Annotated in this window: 14 protein-coding genes and 2 pseudogenes; 8 read left to right on the forward strand and 8 right to left on the reverse strand. The window is 69.4% G+C overall.

Annotation, left to right across the window (positions count from 1 at the left end):
• Positions 1-212: 212 nt before the first annotated feature.
• On the reverse strand, positions 213-1,253 hold the full coding sequence (locus AC069X_RS21995) for a transposase (RefSeq protein WP_478730769.1): 1,041 nt from the start codon (positions 1,251-1,253) through the stop codon (positions 213-215).
• A 159-nt stretch (positions 1,254-1,412) separates the two neighbouring features.
• Positions 1,413-2,411: a HEAT repeat domain-containing protein gene (locus AC069X_RS22000; protein ID WP_478730516.1), complete on the reverse strand. Its 999-nt coding sequence runs from the start codon at positions 2,409-2,411 to the stop codon at positions 1,413-1,415.
• A gap of 353 nt (positions 2,412-2,764) precedes the next feature.
• Here AC069X_RS22000 and AC069X_RS22005 point away from each other — a divergent pair.
• Positions 2,765-3,037: pseudogene (locus AC069X_RS22005) on the forward strand (transposase); the annotation flags it as partial.
• An 84-nt stretch (positions 3,038-3,121) separates the two neighbouring features.
• Positions 3,122-3,718 (forward strand): SMI1/KNR4 family protein, encoded by a 597-nt coding sequence (locus tag AC069X_RS22010; RefSeq protein ID WP_478730518.1) that lies wholly within the window; start codon positions 3,122-3,124, stop codon positions 3,716-3,718.
• Between the two features lie 506 nt (positions 3,719-4,224).
• On the opposite strand, the gene AC069X_RS22015 is transcribed toward AC069X_RS22010, so the two are convergent.
• Positions 4,225-4,809: a TetR/AcrR family transcriptional regulator gene (locus tag AC069X_RS22015; protein WP_478730520.1), complete on the reverse strand. Its 585-nt coding sequence runs from the start codon at positions 4,807-4,809 to the stop codon at positions 4,225-4,227.
• 118 nt (positions 4,810-4,927) lie between these two features.
• On the opposite strand from AC069X_RS22015, the gene AC069X_RS22020 reads away from it, so the two are divergent.
• Positions 4,928-5,797, forward strand: a complete 870-nt coding sequence (locus AC069X_RS22020; RefSeq protein ID WP_478730522.1) for an alpha/beta fold hydrolase — start codon at positions 4,928-4,930, stop codon at positions 5,795-5,797.
• 848 nt (positions 5,798-6,645) lie between these two features.
• Here the strand turns inward: AC069X_RS22020 and AC069X_RS22025 are convergent.
• The gene (locus AC069X_RS22025; protein WP_478730771.1) at positions 6,646-7,920 is read right to left on the reverse strand and encodes a cation:proton antiporter; all 1,275 of its coding nucleotides are present in this window, start codon (positions 7,918-7,920) and stop codon (positions 6,646-6,648) included.
• 304 nt (positions 7,921-8,224) lie between these two features.
• Between AC069X_RS22025 and AC069X_RS22030 the strand changes: the two genes are divergently transcribed.
• On the forward strand, positions 8,225-9,154 hold the full coding sequence (locus tag AC069X_RS22030) for an alpha-ketoacid dehydrogenase subunit beta (RefSeq protein ID WP_478730524.1): 930 nt from the start codon (positions 8,225-8,227) through the stop codon (positions 9,152-9,154).
• A gap of 17 nt (positions 9,155-9,171) precedes the next feature.
• Here AC069X_RS22030 and AC069X_RS22035 read toward each other — a convergent pair whose 3' ends face one another.
• Complete coding sequence (locus tag AC069X_RS22035) at positions 9,172-9,843, reverse strand: pentapeptide repeat-containing protein (RefSeq protein ID WP_478730525.1); 672 nt, start codon at positions 9,841-9,843, stop codon at positions 9,172-9,174.
• 391 nt (positions 9,844-10,234) lie between these two features.
• On the opposite strand from AC069X_RS22035, the gene AC069X_RS22040 reads away from it, so the two are divergent.
• Both AC069X_RS22040 and AC069X_RS22045 read left to right on the forward strand, forming a co-directional pair.
• Positions 10,235-10,585: an aminotransferase class I/II-fold pyridoxal phosphate-dependent enzyme gene (locus tag AC069X_RS22040; RefSeq protein ID WP_478730527.1), complete on the forward strand. Its 351-nt coding sequence runs from the start codon at positions 10,235-10,237 to the stop codon at positions 10,583-10,585.
• A 47-nt stretch (positions 10,586-10,632) separates the two neighbouring features.
• On the forward strand, positions 10,633-10,884 hold the full coding sequence (locus AC069X_RS22045; RefSeq protein WP_478730529.1) for a hypothetical protein: 252 nt from the start codon (positions 10,633-10,635) through the stop codon (positions 10,882-10,884).
• A gap of 33 nt (positions 10,885-10,917) precedes the next feature.
• On the opposite strand, the gene AC069X_RS22050 is transcribed toward AC069X_RS22045, so the two are convergent.
• A complete protein-coding gene (locus tag AC069X_RS22050; RefSeq protein WP_478730531.1) occupies positions 10,918-11,955 on the reverse strand; it encodes an IS630 family transposase in 1,038 nt (345 codons plus the stop codon).
• Positions 11,956-12,025: 70 nt separating this feature from the next.
• On the opposite strand from AC069X_RS22050, the gene AC069X_RS22055 reads away from it, so the two are divergent.
• Together AC069X_RS22055 and AC069X_RS22060 are read left to right on the forward strand one after the other, a co-directional pair.
• Complete coding sequence (locus AC069X_RS22055; RefSeq protein ID WP_478730533.1) at positions 12,026-12,355, forward strand: hypothetical protein; 330 nt, start codon at positions 12,026-12,028, stop codon at positions 12,353-12,355.
• A gap of 68 nt (positions 12,356-12,423) precedes the next feature.
• Positions 12,424-12,982: pseudogene (locus tag AC069X_RS22060) on the forward strand (IS5 family transposase); the annotation flags it as partial.
• Between the two features lie 942 nt (positions 12,983-13,924).
• Here the strand turns inward: AC069X_RS22060 and AC069X_RS22065 are convergent.
• Positions 13,925-14,128 (reverse strand): cold-shock protein, encoded by a 204-nt coding sequence (locus AC069X_RS22065; RefSeq protein ID WP_065965692.1) that lies wholly within the window; start codon positions 14,126-14,128, stop codon positions 13,925-13,927.
• Positions 14,129-14,361: 233 nt separating this feature from the next.
• Positions 14,362-14,712: a MerR family transcriptional regulator gene (locus AC069X_RS22070; RefSeq protein WP_478730535.1), complete on the reverse strand. Its 351-nt coding sequence runs from the start codon at positions 14,710-14,712 to the stop codon at positions 14,362-14,364.
• Positions 14,713-15,308 lie beyond the last annotated feature (596 nt).

Consider the following 15,308-nt stretch of genomic DNA (forward strand, 5'->3'; position numbering starts at 1 on the left):
ACGCCTCGCCGGTGGCGAGGACGCGTCCGACGTCGTAGCGGATAGCGGGCCGCCGATTCTTTGAGCCGGGCGGCCTGCCGGGGCCGGGGCGGGTGAGTTTTGGTGCACCGGCTGGCGTGCCGGTCTTCGCGCGCAGGTTCCTGAACCCGCGGCGGACCCGAGCAGGGGTGAGTCTGTTCGGTTCCGCCGGCCTCTCCCACGGGCCGCGAAGATCACGCGTGAGGGGGCGGGCGAGGCGGAGCTGAGCGTGCGCGGCCAGGCAGGAAGGACTGCCAACACCGATCGACGTCCTGGGTGGTGGCAGCGGTGCCGGACCACCACAGCCAGACGGGCTTGTTCACTCCGCCGCTGGGCAGCTTCTCGACCGTCAACCGGATCACGGCCTCGATGACCGGCAGAGGGCCTTCGTGATCACCCCAGGCTGCCCTACGGGTCAGCCGGGGGTGGAGCCGGTCCCAGCCCTGCGCGGTCGCCACCCCGTACCGGGAGGTGTTGGTGACGGTCACCGCGGTGACCTCGCCCCATGTGGCCTCGTCGCCGAAGACGAACTCACCGCCGTGCTTGGGCGGCCGTCCACCCTGCGGCGGGCAGATCCACGGAACCGGCACGGGCTTGCGCATCACCCGGTCGGAGCGGAGCCTGCCCAGAACCTCCACGGGCAGGTCGGCCAGGAGGTGGGCGATGCGGGGCGCGTCGTAGCCCGCGTCCAGCACGACCAAGACTTCCGGGTCCCCGTCCCGCCACTGGCCAGCATCCACAAGACGTTGGACGACATCACGGACTTGGCTGGCGGTGACCGCGGCCAAGTCGGCGCCGGGCTCCAGCCGGATCGCATCCAGCAGCGCGGTCCACGAAGTCCGGCCTCTCTCCAACGCGGCGACGATCGAGTACGGCCAGCCGGGCACCATCTGATGCTTGCCCGACCGAAGGTGTGGCAGAAGGAGCGGTCTGAGGAGGTGTCGGCGTCCGGCCGCAACCATGGTGAGACGTCCACCGCCAGCACCAGCCGACCGTCGCCGGCTCGGGGAAGCGGGACACCAGTCTGCCCGCCGCAGCCGGGCGACATCGAACCGACCGTGGTTGATCCCGGAGTACAAGGCTCCGTGCCCGCGCCGGTGCTCGGGAGCGAGCGCCAGGTCCACGAGGGTGCGGACCAAACCGTCGGTGCACAGCAGCGCGTCGCACAGCTCGAACAGGGCGTCGCTCCGCGCAGTCAGGCACGCGTACAACTCGGACCTGAACTCCGTCACCACCGACAAGGCGTCTCTTTGAACCTTGTGCCCGACCCGTCCCACGCTCCCGGCCTCCGTGCTCCGTTGTCGCTCAGCACAGGACCGGCCCGCGACCCCTCACACATCTGGTGAACTGGGAAAACACCGAACGAGCTCGATCCCCGTTCGATGGTGGACCAGCTACCAGCGGTGCGGGGCCCACGGGTCGTCGTACCCCACCGGATCGGACGCTTCGGGGTGGAGCATCTTTCGGATGCAGCGCCGCAGACCTGTCTCGCCGGATTCGCCGGCGGCGGCCATCCAGGGCAGGGCGTCCATGGTGTGGGCGCGCTCGTCGGTGGCGAGGTCGTCGACGGCGGCGCGCAAGTCGTCGGAGGCGGGTTCCTCGGTGAGGCAGAGCCAGCCGATCGCGGCTGCCAGCCGGACCTCGGGCGCCTGTCTTCGGTCCCGCCACCGCTCCCCTATCCACTCGGCGGTCGGCGGGTGGGGGTGAGCGCGGGTGGCTTCGGCGGTGGCGAGGACCAGGGCGGCGCGGACGATCGGATCCTGCTCGGCGGCCAACCGGATGCGGAAGGCTGCACGGACCGCGCGCTCGGGGTCGGCGTCGGTGGCCAGGGCGTAAGCGGCGCGGATCCTGATTGCAGGGTCGGCGTCGTCGAGAAGGGGCTTCAGAAGGGCGGTGTCGGCAGTGATCGCGGCCCGGGCAGCTGCGACCGACCAGCCCGCCGGGTAGCCGCTCACCTCGACGCCGTAGCCGTCGTAGAGGTCGTCGTGGGTCTCGGCGCGATGGAGCAGTAGTTGGCCGCGGGACGCGACGCCGAAGTAACCGGCGCGGGCCGGGCAGGACACTTCGGCGAGCGCGTCGGCACGGTGAGGGTGGCCGGTATCGGCGGCGATCCGGATCAGAGACGGGACGGCGAGCACGGCAGCAGCCCGCATGTCGTTGGCGCACATGCCGCTCACCACGCCCGTTCCGGTGCGACCGGGCGAGTCGCCGGTACGCAGCAGGCGGACGACCTCCCTGACACGATTCCCCTCAGGGAAGTGCTCCCAGGGAACTTCGCCGAGCAGAAATCCATGCTTGGCTTCGGGCCGGATGTCGGCCATCACCGCCCGCACGTCGAACGGCCCGCCCACGAACGGGGACAGCTCGGCCCCGTCCACCAGCGCCCGGCACATCGCGAACGTAGGATCAGTCCGCCACTCACCCACCCCGCACCGCCCCATCGCAAAGTCCGATCCGAGCTGATCATGCCCGAGCGGACCGACATCGGTGTCGACGTACTGCCCTCGCGCCGCGGGGTAGACACGAGGCCGACCCTTCCCGAGGCAGGCCCGTGAACGGTGCACGTCAGGCCCGCCTATTCGGAGCCGGACGTTAAACGACAAGGTCAGGGCAGTCGGCTCGAAGGGAAACACGGTGCAGCCGTGTCGGCTGGTGTGCGAGTCTCCGCGGGCGTCACCCACGAGAGCCAGGGGCTCGAGCCTCGTGCGCGGCATCCCGCCCATCCGCTCCCGTAGCGGACCCCCGTCGACGGCGGCCCGCCAAACTCCATGCGGACAAGGGGTACGACTATGACCACCTGCGCCGGTGGCTGCGCTCCCTGAGTATCACCCTGCGTATCGCACGCAAGGGCATAGAGTCCTCCCAGCGGCTGGGGCGCCGCCGCTGGACCGTGGAGCGGACAGCGGCATGGCTGGCCGGGTGCCGTCGCCTGCACCGCCGCTACGAACGCAAGGCCGAGCACTTCCTCGCCTTCGCCGGGATCGCCGCCGCCCTGATCTGCTACCGCAGGCTGGCATGATCCGTACTGTCATTCGAACAGTCCTGCCCGGCGCTGGCCTGCCGCTGAGCATCGGGCCAGGCACCCACACCGACGAGGTACCCCATGACCGACTACCTGGCCGCCGCCATGGCAATGCTCGGACCGGCCCAGAACCGCTACGCGGACCCGTCCGCCTGGGACCGGCTTCACAAAGACCTCGGGGTGTACTTGCCGTCTGACTACCAGGTCCTCATCGACGCCTACGCTCCGGTCAAGCTCAACAGTCACCTGTACCTCCATCACCCGGCAACCGCGCGGTGGAACCTGGGCGCCGAGATACGGAACACTGCCCAGGCTTGGTCACAGGTGGCCTGGGATGCCGCCGACCCGGACGAGAACCCGCGTGTCCTGTTCGGCCTGGAGGAGCTTGCGTTCGGGACCGAGAACGGCCTGTGGCCGATCATCAGCAGTGACCGAGGCGAGACAGTGTTCCTTGTCCAAGGGCCGAATGCTCCCTACCTCCTCGTGGAGGACGGGGAAGGCGGATGGTGGCAGTACAGCATGGGCTTTGCCGAATGGCTGTACCGCTACCTGATCGGCGAGGACATGGCCGGTCCCAACAGCTCCGCCTTCTACCCAGGCCCGGTGAAGCTGCAGCACCTCCCGATGTCCGCTGGCGAACGCCCCAAGTCTTGGTACGGCCCAGACCGCGGAATGTGATGCACCGATATCACAGCCAGCCCCAAACGAGATGGCTCTTAGCGGAAGCTTGCCCAGCCGATCAGGAGGCTTGCCTGCGGCGGAAGCGGGAGCGCCGGGTGCGGCCTTCGCGGCGGTCGCGGCGTCTCCGATCCAAGTCTCTGCGGCCAGCGAATCCGCAGGCCAGACATCCTGAATGACGGTTCTTCAGCGGGGATGGCGAGGGCCCGCCGACCGGGACTTGCGGGGCTAACCACCACGCGGGGCACCCTCATCCCACAATGGCGGACGGCCCCAGTGTCAAGTCCTCGCGAATCCGTGTTCTTAAGCCCTCTGACCAGGCGCAGGACGGATATTCGCGAGAGCTGGGCCGCACCCGGTCCGCAGTCGCACTGTTGCTCGCACTCACCCACTCCGGCCTCGTCCTGCGCAGCTACCCGCCCAAGTCGCTTTCGGTGGCGCCGTAGACCGCGCCCAGGCCCTCGGACGTCTGAGGGCCGGGGCTCGAAGGCCGAAGGCGCGGGCTCTCACCCCTTGTAGGAGTCGATGAGCCTGGACAGGTGCTCACCCGCGACCGTCAGCGGGGTCTCGCTCCTGGAGACCTGTGCGGTGAGCTCGGCGCCTTCGAGGGTGCTGATGACGGTGCTGGCCAGGTCGTGCGCGTCACCCTCCGGGAACCCGGCTGCGCGAAGCCTGTCTGCCACCATGTCCCGCCAGTGCTGGAAGGCTTGGGCAACGGCCTGCTCGATGGCGGAGGCTCGCCCGACGGTTTCCAGCGCGGTCGCACTGATCGGGCAGCCGTCCATCCACTCGGAGTCGCGCAGGTGGCGGGCAAGCGCGCGGGCGCAGGCGGCCACGGCCTTGGCCGGGTCGGCTTCCGCGGACAGCGACGCCGCCAGCAGATCGGCGAACTCCTGGTCGGCGTGCTGGACTGCCGCCACGCCCACGGCCTGCTTGCCGCCGGGGAAGAAGTGGTAGACCGAGCCGAGCGTGGCCTGGGCCTCCTGGGCGACCTGCTTGATGCCGGTCCCCTCGTACCCCTGCCGCTGCATCAGCAGGGAGGCCGCACGGACGATGCGCTCGCGGGTACCCGGCTGTGGTGTGTTCGCCATACCGCCGAGCTTACTAGATAAAGCGTTCGTTCTAGCTTGTGGGCCGCGTGACCGCCGTGCTAGCTTCCGACTCGTTAGAACGTTCTTTTTAGAAGTTCTCGAAGACGAGGAGCTGGTGATGGAACACAAGCGGATCACCGTCAACGGCCTGGACCTGGCCTACGTCGACGCAGGGGAAGGGCCGCTCGCCCTGATGCTGCACGGCTTCGACACACCCAGGCTCTACCGGTACCTCATGCCTGCGCTGGCCGAGGCGGGATACCACGCCGTAGTCCCCACCATGCGGGGCTTCGCCCCCTCCCAGGTGCCGCCGGACGGCAGCATGCGCCTTCCCGACCTGATCGCCGACGCCAACGCCCTGCACGACGCGCTCGGCGGCGGCTCCGACGCGGTCCTGATTGGGCACGACTGGGGCGGCTTTACCACCTGGGGAGCCGCCGCGGCCGCACCTGAGCGGTGGGCGAAGGTGGTCGTCAACGACGTCCCGCCGCTGCCGTTCTACGAACGCGACAGCGCGGATCCCGGCAGGATCGAGCGGTACGTCCACTTCTACTTCTTCCAGATGGCCATCGCCGACCAGCTCGTCGCAGCCAACGACCTCGCCTACCTCGACTGGCTCTGGGACCACTGGACGGGAACCGTCCCCGGCTACGACTCCGCCGAGGACCGCAAGGCCATGAAGGAAGGACTCAACACGCCCGAGAGGCTCCACCTCGGCCTGGAGCTGTACCGACAGAACTTCCCCGCCGCAACCTTCGGCACCCCGCAATGGGAAATGACCCGCGTCCTGGACAAGCTGCCCTCCCAGCCCACCCTCTACCTCCACGGAACCGAGGACCCCGTGGTCGACGAGGAGGCCCTCGCCGACATCATCGCCATGCTGCCCCCCGGATCGGACGGCGCGATGATCGAAGGCGCCGGCCACCACCTCCTCGCCGAGAAACCGCAGGAAGTCAACGAGCGCATCCTCGCCTTCCTGGCGCGCTGATCACCCCTGCGGCGCAGGCCGTCCGCCTCCCGAAGGCCGGCCTGCGTCGTGGCGAGCAGCACATCCACCGGAAGCCGGGCCTGCGCACGAGGCCCGGTGAACCCGCCCTCGAAGGCCAGCTCGACTGGACCGGCCCCACCGCCTGGCCCGGTCTCATCGGGCAGGCCATCCTCGGCCCCCGCTCCGCCGCCACCCAGGCCGGCATCGGCCGCCAGGTCCTCATCGGCGACTTCTCCCCCGAGGACTGCCTCTACCTCGACCTCGCCGTCCTCCGCTCCCTCGAACTCCGCCGCACCGGCCGCACCCCTCCCCCGACGAACCCCACCTCCTCAGGTCCGTCCTGCTGGACGCCTTCGACCTCCCCTCGCCACCGCCAGCCTCTCCCACCAGGCCGCCGCCGCCCGCCTCGCCGACGTTCCTTCGTCCGCGAGAACCCGTACGGGCTGTGGCCGTACCACCTGCCCGCAATTACGCTGGCGCCACCGCCGGTCCGGGCCTCACCGGGAGGACAGAGGGCCTGGACCGACACGCACGACGTCGTCGGCCTGGGCTGCCTTCGGAGCGACATCGTCATGCACAGAATCACGAGGCGCTTCATCTTGCCTCGGGCCTTCGAGGTTCTCAGCAGTTCGTGGTCGGGGGCTTAGCAGACGCCCTTGGCCCTCAGCGGTCGTGTTGTTGAAGACGGCGCGGATGCGGGGGTGGTCCGGGTGCTCAGGCACGGCCAGGTGGGGCGGCAGGGGAGCCGGTCGGCGAGGCCGGTGACGGTCGTGCGTGAGGTTCGTGTTGACCCAGTCGATGATCTTGCCCGTTACCGGGGTCGGAGGCCACCCGCAGTGGTGGAGGGGTCAGGGGGGCGCGGGCAAGGTGCGACGGAGCCGGTCGAGCCGGCGGATGGCCGGGGTGGCGGCTACCCCGTGCAGGACCACAGACAGCAGCACCGTGAACGCGGTGGTGGCCCACAACAGCGTGGCGTGCCTGTCGAAGCGGGCGCTGTGGCCGAGAGCGTACGCAAGGTAGAACAACGAGCCGATCCCGCGGATACCGAACACTGACGTCACCAGGCGCTCCCGAGGGCCGGCACTCGTACCGAGCAGGCTCAGCCACGCGGTAGCGGGGCGTACGAGAAGAATGAGAAGGAGTGCGACGGCGGCGGCCTGCCAGGTCAGGTGGGCCAGCCCGTGGGTGACGAGGTAGCCGCCGAGGAGGAAGAGCAGGAAGACCGTCAGCAGCCGTTCGATCTGTTCGGTGAACTCGTGCAGGACCTTGTGGTAGCCGTGGCTGCGTTCGGCGGCGCGGATAGTGCAGGCAGTGACGAAGACGGCGAGGAAGCCGTATCCGTGCAGCAGTTCTGCCGCCCCGTAGGCAACGAACGTCGCGCCCAGGGCGACGAATCCCTCCATGTGCTCGGAGAGCCGCAGTGCCGAGGGCCGGGCGCGGAAGAACAGCAGGCCCAGTAGCCATCCGGCGACCATGCCGACCGTGATACCGATGGCCGTCCGGGCCAGCAGGTCGACGAGGAACCAGTGCCCAATCCAATCCGTCGACGCCCCGCCCGCTGGGACCGCGGCAACGGCGAGGGCGGCCAGGACGAAGGGGAAGGCCAGTCCGTCGTTCAGGCCTGCCTCGGCGGTCAGGGAGAAGCGGACTTCGTCCTCGTCGTCTTCCGCGTCGGTAGGCTCGCCCACTCTGACCTCGGCCGCCAGCACGGGGTCGGTGGGCGAGAGTACGGCGGCCAGGAGGAACGCCGGCGCGAGCGGCCAGCCCAGGAGCAGCGCCGCCAGGGCGGCGGTTGCCGCGATGGTCAGGGGCAGGGCGATGCCCAACAGCCGCCAGGGACCCATCCACCGCCGCCACCCGATGGGCCGGTTGAGGGCGAGTCCGGCGCCCATCAGGGAGACGATCACGCACAGCTCGGTGGCGTGCTCGACCCAGAGCCGGTGCCGCGCCGGTTCCACCACCGGGCCCGCCACCGGAAGCACAGCGACCAGCATCCCTGCCGCGAGGAACACCATCGGCATGGACAGCGGCCGGCGAAAAACGAGCCGGGGGAGGACGGCCGCGCCGAGCGCGCCGATTCCCATGGCCAGATACACGGCTTCGGAGAGCGTCACCCGGGCCATCCTGTCCGACATCCGCCTTCGCAAGCCGGACCACGGCCCTCCCACGCCGCAGTTCCTGCGAGCACCGGCACCCGAAGCGGTAGGAGCCCTCGCCGGGAAGGCGTCCGGATGAGTGCACGCGGCGTGGCGCCGTGGCCAGCTGGCCAGGCCGCCAAGCCCGTGGGTCAGCAAGGTCGCGAAGACAGGGAGGATGAGGGTGCCGGCGGTCGCCGTCATGTAGCCGGGGTTGCCGCCCACGTCTCCGCGCAGCCGCCCGGGCACCTCCTCACCCAGGCCACCGCGCTCACCGTGGAAGCAGGCGCAGATGGCCAGCCTCGCCAGCGCGCTGAACCAGGCGCTGCGCGACGCGATGGCCTACGGCGGTGTCTTCCCTGTCACCAACGGGCTGGCCGCGCACTTCGGTCCCAGGCGGTGTTTCGACACCCCGCTGTCGGAGTCCGGCATCGTCGGCTGCGCGGTCGGCATGGCCATGAACGAGCTTCTGCCCGTGGTGGAGATCCAGTTCGACGCGTTCGTTTACCCGGTCTTCGGAGCAGATCACCAGCCACGTCGCCAAGATGCGCAACGCACGATCGGTCGCGTCGGCCTCCCGATGGTCATCCGGATCCCGTACGGCGGCGGGATCGGGGCCGTCGAGCACCACAGCGACTCTTCCGAGGCGTACTACACGCACACCCCCGGCCTGACCGTCATCACGCCCTCCACCGTCACCGATGCCTACTCGCTGCTGCGGGAGGCCATCGATTATCCCGACCCGGTGATCTTCCTCGAACCCAAGCGCCCGTACTGGTCCGCGGACGACACCCCGCACCCACGGCGGACCGAGCCGTTCGGGCAGGCCGTCGTCCGCCGCCGCGGCACCAACGCCACGCTCATCGCCTATGGCCCCACCGTCGACATCGCCCTCAATGCCGCCGGGCACGGCAGGGCATCCGGCTGGGACCTGGAGGTCATAGACCTGCGCACGCTTGTCCCGCTCGACGAGCACACCCTGGCGGCCAGCATCCGCCGGACCGGACGAGCGGACGTGATTCACGAGGCAGCCGGTTTCAGCGGCTTCGGCGCCGAACTCGCCGCCCGGCCTACCGAATCCTGCTTCTGCCACCTCGAAGCGCCGATCCGGCGCGTCACCGGCCGGGACACCCCCTACCCGGCGCCCCGGCTGGAGGAGTACTACCTTCCAGACCCCGACCGCGTCCTGGACGCAGCTCGCTTCCTGTTGGAGTACACGTGAATCCCCGCCCCGGGCCGTCAGCGGTCCTTGACGGTGACACCCAGCGCCTGCGCGAACGCCGGTGCGAGGTCCAGCAGCTGACCGTGGTCGATCGTGGCGCCCTTGAGGGCCTCGACGCCTTCGCTGATCCCCAGGGCCGCGCCGCGCAGATCGACCTTCCTCAGCTGGGCCTTGCCCAGCCGCACTCCCTCCAGGGTCGAGCCCGGGAAGGTCACGTTCGTGAGCGTGGCGCCGCCGAAGTCCACATCTCGCAGCAAGCAGTCCACGAAGCGGACCTCCTGCAGGGTGGCTGTGCGCCAGTTCACCGAGTCGAACTTGCAGTTGAAGAACGTCACCCGGCGCATCTCGGCGCTGAACGCCTCCACTCCGGCCAGCGCCCCGCAGACGACCTCGGCGTCCAGCCAGTTCGTCTCCGCCAGGTCGGTGCCCACCCAGCGCACGGTGTGGAACCACACCTCGTTGAACCGGGCCCGCCGCATCCGCCCGCCGTTGAACGTCACCGACGTGAACGCCGCCTCGGTGAACCGCGCGCTGCCGGCATCCGCCTCCTCGAACGTGCTGCCGTCGGCGTGGACGGTGTCGTAGTCGCCTTCCCGCTCCAAGTCGCCGCGCAGCGGCTCCAGGTAGCTCGCGTAGGGCAGATCGGCCAGTGCACGGCGGGCGGCAGACACTGCGGACCTCACAGACATCGAAGAAGGCACACGGCACCGGTCGGACCCGGCGACGGCCTCGCACACCGGGCCCCGGCAGGAGATCCCGACTCTATCGGCGTACCCCTCGGCCAGGACACCAAATGAGCCAACACCTCGCCACCACGAGCCGCCTCGCCGACTCTTCCCTGCACTAGCATCAGTCCGGTCCGTGGAAGCCGGCGGCCGCAACGGTCGAGCACGCGGGGGTCGACGTGCTCGAATGGACCCGGACGAACCTGTCTACCATGCGCGGCCTACTCACCGGCTACGGCGCCCAAGGGGCTGGGGCTCCCCGGCCTGCGGGTCGGCTGGTGCTTCGCTCCGGAGGAGCTCATCGAGGAACTCGTGGTCTTGCGCGGACTACACCACCCTGGCCCTGTCGCCCCTGGTGGAGACAGCCGCGCTGCACGCGGTGCGGGGCGCGGACGCCTTGCTGGAGCCGAAGATGCGCCTCGTGCGCGAGGACGTGGAGCGGGTCGCCGCTTGGGTGGACGACCACCAGGAGCACGTCGGCCGGGTGCGCCCGCACGGCGGTGCCGTGGCCTTCCCCCGACTTCACGGAGTCGACGACGAGGTCTTCTGCGACCGGCTCATGCGGGAACAGGGCGTCCTCCTCGTCCCCGGCAGCTGCTTCGGTTCACCCGGCCACGTCCGGCTGGGATTCGGCGTTCCGGCCGACCAGCTCGACAACGGTCTGCTCGCCATGCCCGGCCTCCTGCGGCAGGGCCTGGGGACCTAGTGCTGCTCCGCGGAAGTTCGTGGCGGGGCGGTCAGTAGGATCGGGCGATGTTCAAGTTCGAGGTGGCTGCTGAGGGTCTGGACCCGCTGATCGTCCAGTTCGAACCAGCGGGTAACGAGATGGTTGTGGCCCCGGGGGACCACATCACTATTGAGTGGCCGGAGATCTATCCAGGTCGAACCGGGGTGGGGACCTTTGTGCACGGCCCCGGTCGGTTGACCATCCTTGAGCCGAACTTTCTGCCAGGCCAGTGTTGGGCGCGAGTGTGGAACTCTGACGGTGAAGAGATCACGTACTGACGGCCCTTGCTCTGCCTGTGGGGATGGGACTGGTCAGCTGGTCTTGAGTGGAGCGCCGTCGTAGGTCCAGCGGTAGGGCTTCGCGGTCTCGTTGTGCTGGATGACGTAGGTGTCCATCTTGTCGATGAGGTCGTCGCGGCTGCGGAAGTCGCCGTGTCGCAGGGCGCGGCGGGTCAGCGCGGAGAAGAACAGCTCGACCTGGTTGAGCCAGGAGGCGTGCGGGGGTGTCCAGTGGACATGCCATCGCGGGTGGGCGGCCAGCCAAGCTTTGGTGTGTCCGGCGGTGTGTGAAGAGCCGTTGTCCAGCACGACGTGTATCTCCTTGCCGGGGTCGATGACGGTATCGAGCCAGGCGAGGAAGGCGGTAGATGTTGCCGCGTCGTTCCGGGTGATGGTCTCGGTGAGGACCTGCCCGCTGGTGATGTCCAGGGCCGCAACGATGCAGGCGGTGCCGTGCCGGCGGTACTCGAACTCCTGCCGGACCGGCACGCCAGGCGCAGGCGCCTGGCCCGGATGGCGGCGGGAACGGGCCGCGATCGCCGTCTTCTCGTCGATGGACAGGACCACCGCGCCATCGGGCGGGTCAAGGTAGAGGCCGCACACATCGGCGACGCGGTCCCAGAAGTCCGGAGTGTCCCGGCGGGTGAGCCAGCCCCGCACCCGATGCGGCTGGGACGGTGAGACCGCAGCGAAGACCGTGCCCGCGACCTGCGCGGCGATCGCCCGGTGGGACCAGGTCGACTCCGGATGTGGAGGAGCACTGGTGGCAGCGGCGACGAGGGCAACCCGCACTTCGGGGCCATAACGCCGTGGACGGCCCGGACGGGCGGCATCAGCCAGCCCGTCCAGGACCAGAACGGCGAACCGGCCCCGCCACTTGCGGACCGTGTTCACGCTCACTCCCAGCTCCCGGGCAATGGCCCCATTGCTCTCCCCAGCCGCCGCGGCAAGCACGATCCGGGCCCGCAGCACCTGCCGGACCTGGGACTTCACCGCGGTCACCGTGTGGATCAGCCGCTGGCGGACCCCCGCATCCAGCTCGACCACGACCGCTTGCCCGCTTCCCGCCATCCCCCCGCCCTACGACCACCCCGAGAGGCGATCATGGCGTGAGGCCGACGGGCCGGGCAGGATGGGGGCCGTGCCGAAGAACCCGCCCGAGTCCATGCAGCACCACCTCCGCCAACGCCTGACGGCCCACGCGAAGGAACACTGGCCGCAGCTGAACGGCGTCACCGTCCGCTTCCGCACCGGATTCGCCTACGTGGACGGTCAGTTGCCGGCACGGGAATCACTGCCCCTGTGCCGGCTGCGATTCGGTGGAGTCCTGCACACCTGGGGATTCGCGCTCTACCTCGCCAGCAGCGGTCGCTACGAGGACAACATCCTGCCCAGCGGCTTGCCCTCCGGCTCACCCGAAGAGGCCCTCGACTGCGCATGCACCCTCTACCTCGGCGAACCCCTCACCTGACCAACACCCCTCCACGAACTTCCGCGGAGCAGCACTTTCTTACCGTTCATCTGATCGTTGGTTGATGTGTGTCGTTGACTGACGCGCAGTGGGCGCGGATCGAGCCGTTGCTGCCGGACCGGACGCCTCGGCGGGGTGGGCGGTGGCGTGATCACCGCCAGGTGATCGACGCGATCGCGTTCAAGCACCGCACCGGAACGCCGTGGATGGATCTGCCCGAGCGCTTCGGTTCGTGGAAGGGCGCCTACAGCAGGCCGCGGATGTGGGCGATCGACGGCACGTGGGAACGTGTCTTCGCCGCCCTGCTGGCCCAGGCCGACGCCGAAGGCGACCTGGACTGGGTCGTCGCGGTCGATTCCACGATCGTCCGTGCTCGTCAGCACGCCGCCGGGGCCCGTCAAAAGGGGCTCCGGCCGGCGAGCCGGCCGACCATGCCCTCGGGCGGTCCCGCGGCGGACTGACCACGAGAATCCACCTTGCCGCCGATGGCCGCTGGCCTTCGTCCTCGCTCCCGGCCAGGCTGGTGACGCACCGGCGTTCACCCAGGCCATGGCCGCAATCCGGGTGGTGAGGCCCAGAGCCAGGCCGCGAACCCGGCGCGCCGTCGTGCTGGCTGACAAGGCGTACCGGGGGGACTTGCCCACGGCCTCTGACCTGGGCAAACGAAAGATCGCCGGATTCGGGCGTTGCCACCTCCGGTCAGTCCTACGGTCTCCCTCCGAGTGCAACCGTGCAGACAACCCTCCAGCCGCCCTCCGGTGCAACCCTTTCCTTGCCTCAGCGCGACCGGTGCTGGACCGCGTACGTGTCGTACGGCACGACAGGCCCCATCGGGGGCAGGTTGGTCAGTGGTGCCGGTGCGGGTGAAGCCGGTTTGACCAGGACGCGGCCGGAGGCCGGGTTGGCGGGGCGGTGCATGGATTCCACCCGTTCCAGGCCGGCGGTGGTAAAGGCGAAGGCGACGGACCTGATGGGCGGCGTCGGTGGCGTAGCCGTTTGCCCACGTCCGTTGTGGGAGTAGATCCGGGCAGCGCGGCTTCGACCTTGCGCCCTCGTCCGCATGACCGCCGGCGCCCAGCCTGCCCGTGGCCTCGACGGGGGAGCCGACCGGGCGAGCCGCGGCAGCTCGGTGCGCGCGACGCGGGTCACAGGAACGCTCGCAGCGGACCGACCTGCGCACAGGCCGCCAGTTCCGCCCCGGCGTACGGGAAACGCGCGAGTTCCCCGATTCCTGCACCGCTCGCAGTGGAACCCGTCCGGACATCGGACTACCGTCTCTGGGGAGCCGACAGGTTCCTCAGATCAGTGCTGGCTCGATCCATGGGCCGCAGGGTGGTCACCTTGGCCTCGTTGCCGTTTGGCCTGGCTGCGCTTGGGCCCCCGGCAACGCTGCGTCCACCTGTCGTCGCCGGGGCGGGCCAAGCACATCCCTGATGCCAGCCCAGACACGGATCGGGGCCGCGCGGCAAGAGCTGCGCGGCCCCGATCTCGGTCTTCCCACCTCCGACCGCCGCTCGCGCCTGACGCTTCGAGCGCGGTCGCCGAATCTGCGGGCGGTGGTGGAGACGGTCAGGCCAGGTTGATGTTCTCCGCCTGCGGGCCCTTCTGGCCCTGGGTGACGTCGAACGTCACGGCCTGGCCCTCCTGGAGCTCACGGAAGCCAGAGGAGTTGATCGCCGAGTAGTGGGCGAAGACGTCCGGACCGCCACCGTCCTGCGCGATGAAGCCGAAGCCCTTCTCCGCGTTGAACCACTTCACAGTGCCCGTAGCCATATCCATGCCTTCCAGTCGATGTACGCCTCCGCGACGTGCGGAAGGCGGAGGTGATCGCCCTGGTCCCTGCGGCACAGCACAGCAAAATGCCCACGCCTCGGCGCGGGCACAACGGCAACCTACGAACCACGACAGCTAACCCAGACGGTACACGCACACACATCCTGTCACCAGACCAGAAAGGTCGCGTCATAGCAGCGCCACGCGCCGGGCTCTGACGACGGTAGGCCGCTTCAGGATGCGGCGGGCGGCCTCGCTTCTTCGGCTGCCCGGCGGTATTCGGCGTTGAGTCGCTGAGCCTCTTCGAGCTGGTCCTCGAGGATGACGATCCGGCAGGCGGCCTCGATCGGGGTGCCCTGGTCGACGAGCTCCCGGGCCCGGGCGGCGATCCGCAGCTGGTAGCGGGAGTAGCGCCGGTGTCCTCCGGCGGAACGGAGCGGGGTGATGAGGCGGGCTTCGCCGATGGCGCGGAGGAAGCCCTGGGTGGTGCCGAGCATGTCGGCGGCCCGGCCCATGGTGTAGGCGGGGTAGTCGTCGTCGTCCAGGTGGCCGTCGAGGGGGCCTGTCGGATCCGGTGCTGTCATGGAACCTCTCTCGTGGAACGCGTGGAGGGGCCCTGGCGCCTATGGCACCAGGGCCCCGAAGGAACTGCTACACCATCTGCCGACCCTGATACTGCGTCGGCCTTCTGTGTCCGCCTGCCCGACCGGAATGCTGTCGGGGCTGCGGGGATCGCGGTTGCTTGACCGGAGACCACCTCACTATCGATGTCCTGCGGTACCCGGGCTCCAACTTCCGCCCGGGCGATCCTGATGGCGTCCCGTTCCTCCGTTCTTCCCTCGGTGATCAACTTCTTCAACTGCGGGTACTGCGAACTACTTGTCTTGCCGGTACTGCGTACTGCTCGTGGCCTGATCCAGCGCCACGTTCCGGCGGCCGGCCCCGTCGCCCGTCCTGCGTCTGCTCGGGCTGGATTCCCACTGCCGGACCTCCCGGTGCGCGCGCCCGCAGCCGACGCCTTCACCGAGGTAACGCTCACTGACCTTCACTGCGGGGTACTGCGAACTGCATTTACTGCGGGTACTGCCACTGCATCAACTGCGGCACTGCTTGCGGCAGCCCCTGATTGTGCGGGCCACCGGGTGCGGTCACCAGTCCCGTCGCCGTCCTGCAACCAGCC

The organism is Streptomyces sp. NPDC043896 (assembly GCF_056435605.1).